Genomic DNA, 13,540 nt, shown 5'->3' with positions numbered 1-13,540 from the left:
GCCGCTTCACCGCGGGCCCGGCCAGCGGGCGATCAGCAGTCCGGCGTCGCCCGTGAAACCGCTGCGGCAATGGGACTTCGCCGCATCGAGCACGCGGCGGACGATTTCCGGCGGTACGTGCTCGGCGACGGCGTCCAGGCTGTCGGCGAGCGCGAATCGTTCGCCGACGGCGGCACGTGCTTTCGTGAGGCCTTCGGTGTGCAGGACAAGGAGATCTCCAGCCCGGAGGCGGGCGGTCTCGATGCGCCGAGGGCGTCCCTCGCCGAACGGTGGCCGCCGTGCACTGTCCACTGTGGCCGGCTCGTGCCCGGTGCCGAGCACGAGCGGGGGCTCCCCGCCCGCTTCGAGATGGCGCAGTGTGCCCTGGGTGAGGTCCACTTCGGCCAGCGTGCCGCGGACCGTGGTGCCGTCACCGAACTGTGCCGAAAGCGCTTTGTCGACAGCACTCTCCTGGCCACGCAGATCCTGGCCCTCACGGCGGGCGGATCGGTAGGCCGCGAGCGCCGCCGAGACCACCAGGCCCGAGGACGCGGTGTCCCGGCCCGCGTCGAAGATCGCCAGCCACGCCGTCGTTTCGGAAAGGGCGTAGTCGAAGGTCGCTCCGCGGACGTCGTAGGCCGGTTCGACGCCGCCCGCCACCACGAAGTCGCCCGTCGCCGCCGTCGACGGGGGCAGGTTCTGCCAAAGCAGCTCGGCGGTGGGGTCGCGCCGTCTTCGCCGACGGGGCATGTCGAGGCCGTCGCCGTAGCGCATCGCGGCGGCGATGAGGTGGCCGGACAGCGACGCGAGCCACTGGCACTGGGTGCGCAGGGCGGGGTCGTGCAGGTCGGCGTCCGCGACGGCTTCGATCTCGAGGACGCCCATCCGCTCGTCGCCGTCCAGCAGGGTGGCCCACATCCGCGGCCCGCCCGGCTCCTCGGTCAGCTCGGTACCGGCGCGCCGGTAGGCCCGGCCGGCGGTACTGGTCTCGATGGGCAGCGCCACGCGGCCGGAGGCGGACTCGCCGTTCAGCGGGAAGAGCTGCCGCTGTTCGTAGTCGGCGAGGTAGACCGTCAGCTCCAGGTCCAGCGCCCGGCCCGCCGCGGCGACGATCGCGGGCAGCCGCTCGGGTGAGACCCGCTGGGCGCCGTCGAGGAGACCCACCAGCGCGGCCAGGAGACCGCGAGGGCGGCTGTCCTCTCCGACGTCGCGGCTGTACGGCGCCCGTCGCGCGCCCGAGAGCTCGTCGAGCCGTTCGTTGACCGCGTGGGCCACCATGTCCCGCTGGATTCTGGGCAGGGGGAGCACTCCCCGCAGGTAGGCCGCCAAGTCGACTTCGCTGACATCACCGCCCAGCGCGAAGTACCTCAGCCACAGTTGTTCCAAGGTGAGCCCTGTGCGCGCGAAGCAGTCGGCGATGATCCGTCGCTGCGCCGCGGCCTGGAGCGAGGACACTGTGATCACCCCCGGAGTTTTCGGCAACACCGGCACGGGTACCACCGCGGCCCGAGGTGAAACATGAGCCGGGAGCCGTCCGGCCGGTGCGGAGTTACGCCAGGTGGCCGAACCGGTCGTCGCCGGTGCGACCGGAAGAGGTGATCCGGGACGGGCCGAACGTGGGTCGCGGTAGGCCGGGTGATCGCATTCGGCTAAGGTCGGCTTCCGAAAGCGGTTCTGAGCGTTGAGAAGTTAGCGCCGATCCGCCGGTAACCGGGTTGGTTGCGGCGGTTGATGGTGCGCGCTCGGCGCCGGTTCCCGCCGGTGATTCCCGTGGTGCATCACGCCGATGTGCAGAAGTGGGAGAGGCGGGCTTTGGCCGATGAAATCGACTGGCAGCAGGACAAGAACCGATTCGTCGAGGATGTCGGCGACGGCGACCTGCCGGTGACCTCCGAAAACGGCGCCCGGCTCCTCGCCGGGCCACTTGTCACCCAGTTCGTAGCCCTGACCAGGGCGTTGCTGGATTCCGGCTCGATCGCGGCGGTGCTCGAACGGGTGGTCTTCGCGACGCGTGATCTGGTACCGGGCGCGGATCTGGTCAGCGTCACCCTCCTCGATCCCGACGGAGGGTTCCACACGCCGGTGCGGACCGACGAGATCGCCGGCGAGCTGGATCAGTTGCAGTACCAGTACGGCGAGGGTGCCTGCGTCGAAGCGGCGCGGGTTTCGGGGCCGGCGGCGGCGTTCAGCGACAACCTCGCGGAAGACGCCCGATGGCCCCGTTTCGGTCCGGCCGCCGCGGCGCTCGGGTTCCACTCGCTGGTCTCGACAGCCCTCCTGCCGGAAGCGTCGAGTTCGCAGCTTTCCGGCGCGCTGAACGTCTACTCGCGAAGCCCGCACGGCATCGCCCGGGCCGACCGTGACGTGTTGCTGCTGCTGGCGACGCACGCGTCACTGGCCTTGGCGACGACGCACGCGGTCACGCGCGGCCAGCTCCAGGAGGAGCAGCTCCAGCAGGCGCTGGACAGCCGCGACGCGATCGGGCAGGCGAAGGGCATCCTGATGGCGCGGCGCGGGATCGACGCCGCGGAGGCGTTCGAGGTGCTGCGGCACACGTCGCAGAACATGAACGTCAAACTCCGTGAGCTGGCGGAGATGCTGTCCAAACGGCATACGGAACTGCAGCTGCCGGACTGAGCCGGTGGACGCCGCTACGATCGCGATCATGGGTTTCGGCGAGCTGGAGTTGTCGCGGACGTTCGAGTGGCGTGGCCGTTCGGTGGCGTGGGAACGCCTCGGCGAAGGCGCCCCGGTGGTGCTGTGCCACGGGACACCGTGGTCGGCGCAACTGTGGGCGCCCTTCGCGCGGGCGCTCAGCGCGGAGTTCGCCGTCCACGTCTGGGACATGCCGGGGTACGGCCGTTCGTCGAAGGACCCCGGCCACGCCGTCGATCTCGGGACGCAGGGCGAGCTGTTCGCCGACCTGCTCGAGTACTGGGGGCTGGCCGCCCCGCACGTGATCGCCCACGACTACGGCGGGGCCGTTTCTCTGCGCGCGAAGCTGCTGCACGGTGCGGAGTACGCCTCGCTCGCCCTTGTGGACGTCGTCGCGCTGCGGCCGTGGGGTTCGGAATTCTTCCGGCTCGTCGCGGAGAACGCCGAGGTCTTCCAGGCGCAGCCCCCGGTGGTGCACAAGGGAGCGCTGGACTCCTACATCGGGACGGCCTCCCATCGCGGGCTCACCGGCGCGCAGCTGGCCACGCTGACCGGGCCTTGGCTGGACGCGGACGGACAACACGCCTTCTACCGGCAGATCGCCGAGGCGGACGTCCGGTACACCGACGAGATCCAGGACCGCTATCCGGAACTGGCGTTGCCGGTGAAGGTGATCTGGGGCGCGGACGACACGTGGATCCCGGTGGACCGGGCGAAGCGCCTCGCCGACGCGATTCCCGGTGCCCTCCTGGACGTCATTCCCGAGGCCGGGCATCTGATCCAGTACGACGCGCCGGTCGAACTGGCCTTTTCCCTGCATCGGTGGCTCACCGCGGAAGTGGGCCGGTGGGGACCTGCCGGGAGCGGACGCTGAACCGCGCCGTCAAGATCGACATCGTGTCATTCGGATATTAGAAGTCGTCTACGTGATATCCGGCCACGTATGCGCTCGAAAGCAGCGCGCCGTGACATTCCGCCGTCGACGGGCCGAAACCGACTGGAACCCAATGTCCGACGGTGTACCAATAGGAGGATCCGGACGTGCAGTGGGCGACCACCCGGTAGGTCTCCGAGTGTCCCGGCAGGGCGAAACAAGTCAGGGAAATGCCCTCGCCGAAGAGGATTCCATAGCGATCGCTGCCGCATCCGTAGGGCGGGAACTTTCCCTCGGTCGCCGCGGAGGCCGGTGAAGCGGCCAGGATTCCGGCCGCCGAAAAGGCGGCCATGACTAAAGCGGCGATTTTCTTCTTCATTGCTTTCTCCCGCGGCTCGTTCCCAGTGGAAAGCCCAGATTAGCCGCACGGAAGAATTGTCGTGAATTCATCGGGCAGGTGAAAAGAGAACGCGTGCGGTGAACCGCGCTGCTCCGAAAGGGCGTCGCCGCCCCTCTTCTGAGTTCCCGGCTCCCCTTTTGGCCTAGCGCCGCCGGTACTGCGCCGGAGACGTGATGGTGGACCTGTCCTCGTACGACCCGGGCCTGCCGCGGTCGACGTGGAACGTCGTCAGGGTGCTCACCGGGGAACGCGGGTCGCGCCGGTCGCCGATCACCCGCATATGCGTGCTCCAGCGGCGCGGGGTGACCTCGTAGACGTCGTAGCCGTACCGGTTTCCCTCGAAGTACTTGAGGTGCGGGTTCGCCGCGCCCATCTTCGGCCCGTTCGTGGCGTTCCACTCGGGGGAGTAGGCGCCGGAGGAGACCGAATGCGCGGTGAACTCCGTGCCGATCACCGGGGTGGCCGGATCGGCGAAATCCGGTCGGATGTCGTCGACGAACGCGGAATGCCAGTCGCCGGTGATCACGACGAGGTCTTCGAGGCCGCTCTGGGCCACATGGGTCAGCACTTCCTCGCGTTCGGCGAGGAAGCCGTCCCATTGGTCCGTGAACATGTAGCCGCCGCCGGGCTTCGCGAGCTGGCTCAGCATGATCGAGTTCACCCAGCAGTGCCACGCCTCGCCGGCGCCGGTCACCTGGTCCTTGAGCCAGGCTTTCTGGTCCGCGCCGAGGATCGTGCCGTCGGGCAGGTTCTGCGCCGACCGGTACTGCCTGAGGTCCAAAATGGACAGATCGAGGAGGTCGCCCCAGTGGCGCTGCCGGTGGATCCTCGGTGTCGAGGGGTGGTCGGGGCGCACCGGCATGTGCTCGAACCAGGCCTGGTACGCCGCCGAGCGTCGCGCCCGCAACGACGGGGTGGTACCGCTGTAGTCGTTGACGACCTCGTGGTCGTCCCAGGTGATGAACCAGGGGTGGGCGGCGTGGGCGTCCCGGAGCGAGGGGTCGGATTTGTAGAGCGCGTGCCGCCGCCGGTATGCCGGCAGGGTCAGCACCTCGGGGCCTTCGTGATCGCGCAGCGGGTTCCCGCCGACCTGACCGTGCTCGTAGACGTAGTCACCGAGGTGGACGACGAAGTCCAGCTCCTCCCGCGCGATCCCGGCGTGCGCCGCGTAGAACCCGTCGTGGAACGCCTGGCAGTTCGCCGAAGCGAACCGCACCCGCCGGACCGGCCCGACCGGCGCGGTCCGGGTGCGGCCGATCCGGCTGACCTTGCCGAGAGCGTGGAAGCGGTAGTAGTACTGCGAGCCCGGCTCCAGCCCGGACACCGGGACGTGGACGCTGTGCCCGAGCCCGGCGGTGGCGGGCGCCGTCCCGCTCGCCACGCGGCGGCGGAACCCGCGGTCGGTGGCGACCTCCCAGGCGACCTCGACGGTGTCGTCCAGCGGCTGCTCGAACTCCATCGGCTTGGGGGCGAGCCTGGTCCAGAGCGCGACGCCGTACGGGACCGGGTCGCCGGACGCGACGCCGAGGGTGAACGGAGCTTCGTCCCAGGTCGCCCCCAGCGCCGCCGCGGCCTCCTCGGCCTGAGCGATCGTCATCCGCGAACTCAACGGCCAGGCCAGCCCCAGCGCACCGGCGGTGGCGGCGCCTCGCAACAGGTCGCGGCGGTTGACGGACATCGGTGGTCTCCTCGGCACTCGGCGGATCGCTCTCCGACACCGAACACTGCCAAGATGGCCGGAGTCCGACGCGGGGGAGAACATCAGACGGTGATGACGACCTTGCCGCGTGCGTGTCCTTCGCGGACGTAACGGATGGCTTCGGGCACCTCGGCCAGCGAGTAGGCCCGGTCGACGACGGGCGTCAGTTTCTCCGCTTCGATAAGCGCTCGCAGCGTCTGGAGATCATCGTGGTTCTCCGTGGAGAACAGGCCGCGGAGCTTCTGCTTCACGAACGGCCCGAGCAGCAGCGCCTGCACATTGCGCCCTACCGCACCGATCCACTTCCCCTCGCTCTCGCCGCCGACGAGGACGAGAGTGCCTTGCGGGGTAAGGGACTTCCGCAAGGAGGACAGCGGCCGGTTGCCCGCGGTGTCGAGGATGAGGTCGTAGCCGCCGCCGAAGTCCTCGCGGGTGTAGTCGAAAACGCGGTTCGCGCCGAGGGTGCGGACGAGGCCGACCTTGCCCGTGCCGCATACGCCGTCCACCTCGGCGCCGAACGCCTTGGCGATCTGCACCGCGAAGGTGCCCACGCCACCGCCGGCGCCGATGACCAGGACCTTCTGCCGGGGCGCGACCCGGCCTTTGTCGCGAAGCGCTTGGAGCGCGGTGAAAGCGGAGATGGGCACGGCAGCCGCTTCGTCGAAGCCGAGCCGTTCGGGCTTCCGGGCGATCTTGTCCACTGTGGTCAGTGCGTACTCGGCGAAGGAACCTTGGCAGGTGCCGAAAACCTCGTCGCCCGGCCGGAATCGCGTCACACCGTCGCCGACGGCGTGCACGACGCCGGCGAAGTCGAGCCCGCGGACGCGGGCCTTCGGTCTCCGTACGCCGAACCCCATCAAGCGCACCAAGTACGGCGTGCCTTCCATGAGGTGCCAGACCCCGGGATCGACCGCCGCCGCCCGGACACGCACGACGACACCGTCCGGTCCGGCTTCGGGTTCGGGCAGCTCGGTCAGGGACAGGACATCGGTGGTGCCGTACTCGTTCTGGGCGATCGCCTTCACGGCGGCCTCATTCCTGGTCTGGGTACTGGAAAACGTCGTCGAGCCCGACGCCGAACACCCTGGCGATCCGGAAGGCCATCTCCAGGGACGGCGAGTAGCGGCCCTGTTCGATGGCGATCACCGTCTGGCGGGTGACGTCGATCCGGTCCGCGAGTTCCGCTTGGGTCATCTCACCCTTCGCGAACCGCAGGGCGCGGATGGAGTTCGTGACCTTGGTCGGTTTCACCATGCCTGGAATCCCCAGCGGTAGGCGGCGATCTTCGCGATCGAGCCGAGCAGGGAGGACAGGACGAAGGCGAGGTACACGGCGTTGGCGATCCAGAAGTGGTCCAGTTCCGCCATCGCCATGACGAGTGCCGCGACACCGCCGATCACGACGAACGACTGTCCGATGTGCTCACCGAACCGGCCGATCTCGCGGTCGCGCTGGTCCTTGCGGCCCGCGTCGCGTGGTGAGGCGGCCGCCGCGGCGACGTGCAGCACGATCGAAGCCACGATGGCCGCGCCGATCGTCCACAACAACGCCGCCACGTAAGGGACATCGACGAGCGGGCCGGAGCCCGCCCGGCGGAGGACGACGATCAGGTACGCGGCGTAGCCGAAGACCGTGACCACCACCATGATCCACGCGCGTTTCTCTTCCATTGCCACGAGACCCAAGGTAAAGAGTTCTAGACATGGTGTCAAACATTCTTTACTTCGACAGCGAGAAGTAGTTCGTGATACAAATAGTGCGTACTGCGAACTTAAGGAGTGGTGATGACACTGTTCGGATTCGGGCTCGAAACCGGCGTCGGCGAGGTGGAAGACCTCCTGCGGCACGCCGACCAGGCCGACCGGGCGGGACTCGACCTGGTCAGCCTGTCCGATCACCCGTACTTCGCCGACCGGCTCGACGCCTACGCGGCACTGGGCGTGATCCTCGGCCGGACTTCGCGGGTCACGGCCGCGGTCAACGTCACCAACCTGCCGAGCCGTCCCGCGCCGATGCTGGCGAGGACGATCACGTCGCTTTCGGCGCTCTCGGGTGGCCGGGTCGCGCTCGGCATCGGGGCGGGCGGCCTCTGGCGGGAAATCGCCAAACTCGGTGTCGAGCACCGGACGCCCGCCGAAGCGGTCCGGGCGATGGGGGAGGCGATCACCCTGATCAAGGCCCTTTCCGGCGGCGGGGCACCGGTGACCTTCGAGGGTGAGTTCTACTCCGTCGACGGGCTGGTGCCGGCGGTCGCGCCCGCGCCCCCGGTCTGGACGGGCGCTGTCGGGCCCAAATCCCTGGCGGTGACCGGAAAACTCGCGGACGGCTGGATCCCGGGGCACGCCGCGGACTGGCTCAGCCCGCGGTTCGCCGAATCCCGCCCGGTGATCGACCAGGCCGCCGCCGACGCGGGCCGCGATCCTGGCGAGATCGCCACCATCTACAACTTCCCTGGCCGCATAACGGAAAAGCCCCTGTCGTCGCCGCGTGACGACGAGGGACGGTGGGTCGGTGGCTCGCCGGAGCAGTGGGTCGAGGAGCTGGTTCCGGCGGTGCGCGACCACGGCGCCGCGGGGTTCATCTACTTCCCGGTCGAAGACGGGACCACGACGGACAGTGCGCTCGGCCGCTGGGGGAACGAGGTCGTCCCGGCGATCCGCGAGGAGCTCGCCCGGGGCTGACCCGGCTGCCGAGGTTCAGGCGTCGATGGTGAGGGTCTCTTCGAGGGTCGCCCGGTGCGTCGGCTTCGCCTCTTCGTAGCGACGGCGGCCCTCGTCGGTCACGACGACGAAGATCCCGCGCCGGTCCGACTCGCAGAGCGCGCGCTGGACGAGCCCTTCGCGCTCGAGGCGAGCGACGAGTCGTGAGGTGGCGCTCTGGCTCAGGTGCACGACCTCGGTGAGGTCGGCCGCGCGGCATTTGCCGACTACGCAGTTCACCAGTCGTTCCAGGGCTTCGAACTCGGTGACACCGAGGCCGTGGCGCTCCTGAAGGCGGCACTCGAGCCGTCCGAAGACCGCCGCGTGCCGGGCGGACAGTTCGTGCCACTCCCGCAGCAGGTCTTGTTCGGCGACGTCGCTCACGCGGCCCAAGATAGCATGCACGTGAATTTTATGCAAAGTCATTAAATGCACTTGCATTAGATGCGTGTGCATGTACTGTACGGCTCATGAGTTCTTCCGTGCAGCTGTCCACCAGCTCGACAAGGTGGGACGCGCGCCTCTGGGGTGTCCTGCTCACTGTGTCCGTCGTCGTGGGCCTCGACGCGCTCGACGTGTCGATGGTCGCCGTCGCCCTCCCGTCCATCCAGGCCGAACTCGGCCTCTCCACCGGTGCCCTGCAATGGATCATCAGCGCCTACGTGCTCGGTTACGGCGGCCTGCTGCTCCTCGGCGGGCGCACCGCCGACCTGCTCGGCAGGCGCCGGGTCTTCCTCGTCGCCGTCGCGGTCTTCGCGCTCGCCTCCCTGCTCGGCGGCCTCGTCGACGACGGCGCGCTGCTGATCGCCACCCGCTTCATCAAGGGGCTGGCCGCCGCGTTCACCGCACCGGCCGCGCTGTCCATCATCACCACGACCTTCCACGAAGGCCCCGCCCGCAACCGGGCGATCAGCATCTTCGCCGTCTTCGGTGCCAGCGGTTACTCCGCGGGTCTCGTCTTCTCCGGTCTGCTCACCGAGGTCGGCTGGCGCTGGACGTTCCTGCTGCCGGTGCCGATCGCGCTCGCCGCGCTGGTCGCCGCGATCAAGCTGATCCCGTCCTACCGGCCGCAGACCGGTGGCGGCTATGACTTCCCCGGCGCGATCACCGGCGCCGCCGGTTCGCTCCTGCTGGTCTTCGCCGTGGTCGAGGCCCCGGAGATCGGCTGGGCCGCGCCGCGGACGCTGATCTCGTTCGCCCTCGCGCTCGCCCTGCTCGTCACCTTCGTGTTCATCGAGAAGCGCAGCAAGCACCCGCTGCTCCGCCTCGGCATCCTGCGCTCCGGCCCGCTGGCCCGCGCCAACCTCGGCGGCGCGACGTTCTTCGGCGCCTACATCGGTTTCCAGTTCGTCGTCATGCTGTACCTGCAGAACGTGCTGGGCTGGTCCGCGCTGCAGACCGCGCTCGGTTTCCTGCCCGCCGCGCTGATCGTGGCCTTCGGTTCGCCCAGGATCGAGCCGCTGATCGACCGGCTCGGCACCCCGCGCACGATCCTCGCCGGTGTCGTCGCCCACGTCATCGGGTACGCGCTGTTCCTGCGGATCGACGAGAGCTCCAGCTACGCCGGTTCGGTGCTGCCGAGCATGATCCTGCTGGGCATCGGCTTCATGCTGGCGTTCTCCTCGCTGAACATCCAGGCGACCAACGGCATCTCCGACGACGAGCAGGGGCTCGCCGGCGGGCTGCTGAACACGTCGATCCAGGTCGGCGGCGCGATCGGCCTCGCCGTGGTGACCGCGGTCCTGACCGGCAACTCCGCTGGTGCCACCGGCCCGGCCGCGCTGCTGAACGGGCTGGCGCCCGCGCTCACCGTCGTCACCGGCATCGCCGTGATCAGTGTCCTGGTGGCCCTGTCCGGAGTCGTCGGAATGCGCAAGGCCGAAGCCCGCTCCACCGTCGCCGAACCGGAGTTCGCCGCGGCCGAATGACCAGGGGGTGATGGGCCCCTTCCCGCGCTCGGGGGCGGGAAGGGGCTCGTCGCTACCAGCGGATCGGCAGCGATTTCAGCCCGTTCTGGAAGTTCGACCGCAGCCGCACCGGATCGCCGGCGAGTTCGACCTCGCCGAGCAGGTCCAGGACCGCTTCGAACATCGCGCGCAGCTGCACCCTGGCGAGCTGGGCGCCGAGGCAGAAATGCGGGCCGTGCCCGAAGGTCAGGTGATCGTTCGGAGTGCGGCCGATGTCGAAGCGGTCCGGATCCTCGAAGACGGTCTCGTCGCGGTTCGCGGACGAGAACCAGACGACGACCTTTTCGCCGGCGCGGATGTCCACATCGGACAGGACGACGTCCTCGGTCGCGGTCCGGCGGAAATGCACGACCGGCGTCCACCAGCGCAGCATCTCTTCCACCGCACAGGGAAGCAGGGAACGGTCGGCGAGCAACCGCCGGTACTGGTCCGGATGCGAAAGCAGCGCCAGCATTCCGCCGGGGATGCCGTTACGCAACGTTTCGTTGCCCGCCACGGAAAACAGCCAGAACAGGTTCTCGAACTCCGCGATGGACACCCGGCCACCGTCTTCCACGTGACCCATCAGGTTGCTCATCACGTCTTCGCCGCGATTCCGGCGTTTGTACTCGCCGAGCGCGGTGGCGTACGCGTAGAGATCCGGCATCCCCGCGCGGGTGCGCGGATCGGGCATCGACCCGTCCGGCCCCGGGACCGGCCGGACCGCCAGCGCCGCCCGCGCGAGATCGGTGACCTCGTCCGCCTCGACGGTCGCGCTCACCGCGTAGTCGGCGTCCTGATAGCCGATCACGCGATTGCTCCAGTCGTACATCAGCCGCCGGTCCTGCTCGGGGATCCCGAAGACCTCGGCGAGCGTCAGCAGCGGGAGATCGGCGGCGACCACGGCGAAGTCGCACTCGCCGTCCGCGCGGACCCCGGCGATCAGCTCCCGCGCCCAGCCCTGGATCCGCTCGGTCAGCCTGCCGACCGCGCGCGGCGTGAACGCCTTGGTGAGCAGCCCCCGCAGCCGGGCGTGCTCGGGCGGATCCATGTTGAGCATCATCCGGCGGACGTACCCGAGGTCCTGTTCGGTCGCCGGATCCCGGATCTGCGTCCCGCCCAGCCGCGACGAGAACAGCTTCGGGTTCTTCAGCACGTGCTTGACGTCGGAATGCCGCAGCACGGCCCAGAAATCGTCGACGCGCACGACCGGTGATTCCCGGCGCAGCGACGCGAGGTGCTCGTACGGCACGCCCCGGGTGTATACGTCCGGATCGGTGATCACGGCGTCGAGACTAGCCCGCGCAAGGGGGACTGCGGAAAGATCCGTCCGGTGGACACCCTGAAGATGCGCACCGCCGGAACCGAAGGCCCCGCCGTGCTCCTGCTGCACGGCCTCGGCGCGACAGGAGCGGTCTGGGACGGCCTCATGGCGCAGCCGGGATATCGCTGGCTGGCGCCCGACCTGCCTGGTCACGGGGGATCGCCCTGGTTGCCGCACTACTCGTTCGGCGGACTGGCCGCGGCGGTCGCCGACGCGCTCCCGGAGCGCGGACCGGTACTGGTGGTCGGGCATTCGCTGGGCGGGGTGGTCGGGCTCGCGCTGGCCTCCGGCTGGTTCGGGGTGAAGGTCGCCGGGTTGCTCGCGGTCGGCGTCAAGGTCGAATGGAGCGAAGCCGACCTCGCGCGGGCGGCCGCCATGGCCGCGAAACCGCCGAGGGTGTTCCCGTCCCGTGAGGACGCCGAACGCGGCTTCCTCAAGATCGCCGGCCTGGTCGGTATCGCCGACGCGGATCCCGACGGCGTGGCCGAAACCGAAGGTGGCTGGCGGCTGGCGCTGGACCCCCGCGCGTTCGCCGTCGGGGCCCCGGACATGCGCGGACTGCTCGGCGCGGCACGCTGCCCGGTCGTCCTCGCGGCGGGGGAGCACGACCCCATGAGCCGTCCCGAGCAGCTTCGCGCGTTCAGCTCTTTCACCGTCGAGTTCCCCGGACTGGGTCACAACGCCCACGTCGAAGACCCGTCCGCGCTCCTGCCCTTCCCCCGGCAGTTCGTCGGTCGCTAGCGCCGGAGCCTGCCAAGGACGGCGATGCCCTCGGCGATGTCGCTCGCCGGGCTCGCCCCGTAGCCGAGGACGAGTCCCGGATTCATCGGCCGCTGACAGTGCCACGACAGCGGCTGCACCTTCACACCCTGCTCCAGCGCGGCGGCGGCGAAGTCGAGATCGGAGAACTCCGCGTCGAAGGTGATCGTCAGGTGCAGCCCGGCGGCGGCGCCGTGCACCACGGCGTCCGGGAGATGCGTCCGGAGCGCGTCGATCATCGCGTCCCGGCGGCGGCGGTGCCGCTTGCGCACGAACCGCAGCTGCCGCTCCATCTCGCCGGACTCCATCAGATGCGCGAGCACCAGCTGAGGGAGGACGGCGTTGCCCAGGTCGGCGAACCGCTTGGCCGCGACCACCTCGTCCCGGTACCGAGACGGGACCAGCATCCAGCCGACCCGGAGCGCGGGCGCGAGCCACTTCGACACGCTGCCCGCGTAACAGACCTGCTCGGCGAGCATCGAGCGCAAAGCGGGGACGGGCGGACGGTCGTAGCGGTGCTCGGCGTCGTAGTCGTCCTCGATGATCAGGCCGCCGTCCGCGGCCCAGCGCATGAGCTCGCGACGGCGTTCCCCGCCGAGCACGACACCGGTCGGGAACTGGTGCGCGGGCGTGAGCAGCACGGCGGGCGCGCCGCTGCGCACGAGCTCGCCGACGTCGACCCCGTCGTCGTCGACGCGGATCGGCGGCGTCGCCAGCCGCCGGTCGTGCAGATGCTGCCGCGCGCCCAGCGAACTCGGATCCTCGACCGCGATCTCGGAGATCCCGTTGTCGCACAGCACCTGGGCCAGCAGGCCGAGGCCCTGCGCGACACCGGCGACGATCAGCACGTCGTCGGCGTCGGCGGTGATCCCCCGGGTGCGGGCGATCCAGTGCGCGATCGCGAGCCGCAACGCGGGCGCGCCCCGAGGGTCGCCGTAGCCGAAATCCGCCGCCGAGAGGTTGTTGAGCACGGTGCGTTCGGCGCGGAGCCAGGCCGTTCGCGGGAACGCCGTCAGATCCGGCACGCCGGGGGACAGGTCGATCCTCGCCGGGGTCGACCGCAGTGAGTCGAAGACGCCGATCCCCGGCGCGGGCTGGAAGATCGTGCCCGCGGACGGAGGACCGGGCGTCGTCTGCTCCCTCGTCCGGGCCGGCGCCGCGACGACCACCGTGCCCGCGCGGCCGCGTCCGGCGACATGACCGTC

General features: G+C 69.7%; 15 protein-coding genes. 6 read left to right on the top strand and 9 right to left on the bottom strand.

Going from position 1 to position 13,540, the window contains the following annotated elements; all coding sequences use genetic code 11:
• Positions 1-6: 6 nt before the first annotated feature.
• Entirely contained in the window at positions 7-1,443 is a 1,437-nt protein-coding gene (locus DMH01_RS00545; protein ID WP_125673164.1) for a PP2C family protein-serine/threonine phosphatase, read from the bottom strand.
• A gap of 348 nt (positions 1,444-1,791) precedes the next feature.
• Here DMH01_RS00545 and DMH01_RS00540 point away from each other — a divergent pair, with 348 nt between their 5' ends.
• Both DMH01_RS00540 and DMH01_RS00535 read left to right on the top strand, forming a co-directional pair.
• The gene (locus DMH01_RS00540; protein ID WP_370323319.1) at positions 1,792-2,616 is read left to right on the top strand and encodes a GAF and ANTAR domain-containing protein; all 825 of its coding nucleotides are present in this window, start codon (positions 1,792-1,794) and stop codon (positions 2,614-2,616) included.
• A gap of 28 nt (positions 2,617-2,644) precedes the next feature.
• Complete coding sequence (locus DMH01_RS00535; RefSeq protein WP_125673162.1) at positions 2,645-3,508, top strand: alpha/beta fold hydrolase; 864 nt, start codon at positions 2,645-2,647, stop codon at positions 3,506-3,508.
• A gap of 37 nt (positions 3,509-3,545) precedes the next feature.
• Here DMH01_RS00535 and DMH01_RS00530 read toward each other — a convergent pair whose 3' ends face one another.
• From DMH01_RS00530 to DMH01_RS00510, 5 genes are all read right to left on the bottom strand, one after another.
• Complete coding sequence (locus DMH01_RS00530) at positions 3,546-3,887, bottom strand: hypothetical protein (protein ID WP_125673161.1); 342 nt, start codon at positions 3,885-3,887, stop codon at positions 3,546-3,548.
• Positions 3,888-4,050: 163 nt separating this feature from the next.
• Positions 4,051-5,586 carry an alkaline phosphatase gene (locus tag DMH01_RS00525; protein ID WP_125673160.1) on the bottom strand — a complete coding sequence of 512 codons (1,536 nt, stop codon included), beginning with the start codon at positions 5,584-5,586 and terminating at the stop codon, positions 4,051-4,053.
• An 83-nt stretch (positions 5,587-5,669) separates the two neighbouring features.
• Complete coding sequence (locus DMH01_RS00520) at positions 5,670-6,632, bottom strand: NAD(P)-dependent alcohol dehydrogenase (RefSeq protein WP_125673159.1); 963 nt, start codon at positions 6,630-6,632, stop codon at positions 5,670-5,672.
• Positions 6,633-6,639: 7 nt separating this feature from the next.
• On the bottom strand, positions 6,640-6,861 hold the full coding sequence (locus DMH01_RS00515) for a helix-turn-helix transcriptional regulator (protein ID WP_125673158.1): 222 nt from the start codon (positions 6,859-6,861) through the stop codon (positions 6,640-6,642).
• Positions 6,855-7,283 carry a hypothetical protein gene (locus DMH01_RS00510; RefSeq protein WP_125673157.1) on the bottom strand — a complete coding sequence of 143 codons (429 nt, stop codon included), beginning with the start codon at positions 7,281-7,283 and terminating at the stop codon, positions 6,855-6,857. Before DMH01_RS00510 ends, DMH01_RS00515 begins: the two co-directional genes overlap by 7 nt.
• Positions 7,284-7,391: 108 nt before the next feature.
• Between DMH01_RS00510 and DMH01_RS00505 the strand changes: the two genes are divergently transcribed.
• Positions 7,392-8,288: an LLM class flavin-dependent oxidoreductase gene (locus tag DMH01_RS00505; RefSeq protein ID WP_125673156.1), complete on the top strand. Its 897-nt coding sequence runs from the start codon at positions 7,392-7,394 to the stop codon at positions 8,286-8,288.
• 15 nt (positions 8,289-8,303) lie between these two features.
• Here the strand turns inward: DMH01_RS00505 and DMH01_RS00500 are convergent, their stop codons facing one another.
• A complete protein-coding gene (locus DMH01_RS00500; RefSeq protein ID WP_125673155.1) occupies positions 8,304-8,690 on the bottom strand; it encodes a MarR family winged helix-turn-helix transcriptional regulator in 387 nt (128 codons plus the stop codon).
• Positions 8,691-8,776: 86 nt separating this feature from the next.
• On the opposite strand from DMH01_RS00500, the gene DMH01_RS00495 reads away from it, so the two are divergent.
• Positions 8,777-10,234: an MFS transporter gene (locus DMH01_RS00495; protein WP_125673154.1), complete on the top strand. Its 1,458-nt coding sequence runs from the start codon at positions 8,777-8,779 to the stop codon at positions 10,232-10,234.
• A gap of 52 nt (positions 10,235-10,286) precedes the next feature.
• On the opposite strand, the gene DMH01_RS00490 is transcribed toward DMH01_RS00495, so the two are convergent.
• Positions 10,287-11,537, bottom strand: coding sequence for a cytochrome P450 (locus tag DMH01_RS00490; RefSeq protein ID WP_125673153.1), 1,251 nt, complete (start codon positions 11,535-11,537; stop codon positions 10,287-10,289).
• 48 nt (positions 11,538-11,585) lie between these two features.
• Between DMH01_RS00490 and DMH01_RS00485 the strand changes: the two genes are divergently transcribed.
• Positions 11,586-12,317, top strand: coding sequence for an alpha/beta fold hydrolase (locus DMH01_RS00485; RefSeq protein WP_125673152.1), 732 nt, complete (start codon positions 11,586-11,588; stop codon positions 12,315-12,317).
• Here the strand turns inward: DMH01_RS00485 and DMH01_RS00480 are convergent.
• Positions 12,314-13,360 (bottom strand): PLP-dependent aminotransferase family protein, encoded by a 1,047-nt coding sequence (locus tag DMH01_RS00480; protein WP_370323348.1) that lies wholly within the window; start codon positions 13,358-13,360, stop codon positions 12,314-12,316. The two genes, DMH01_RS00485 and DMH01_RS00480, sit on opposite strands and share 4 nt — an antisense overlap.
• Between DMH01_RS00480 and DMH01_RS43630 the strand changes: the two genes are divergently transcribed.
• Positions 13,308-13,535, top strand: coding sequence for a hypothetical protein (locus tag DMH01_RS43630; RefSeq protein WP_370323347.1), 228 nt, complete (start codon positions 13,308-13,310; stop codon positions 13,533-13,535). The two genes, DMH01_RS00480 and DMH01_RS43630, sit on opposite strands and share 53 nt — an antisense overlap.
• Positions 13,536-13,540: the final 5 nt, after the last annotated feature.

The organism is Amycolatopsis sp. WAC 04182 (assembly GCF_003947465.1).
Lineage (GTDB): Bacteria > Actinomycetota > Actinomycetes > Mycobacteriales > Pseudonocardiaceae > Amycolatopsis.
This window is presented reverse-complemented; position numbering and strand designations above follow the sequence as displayed.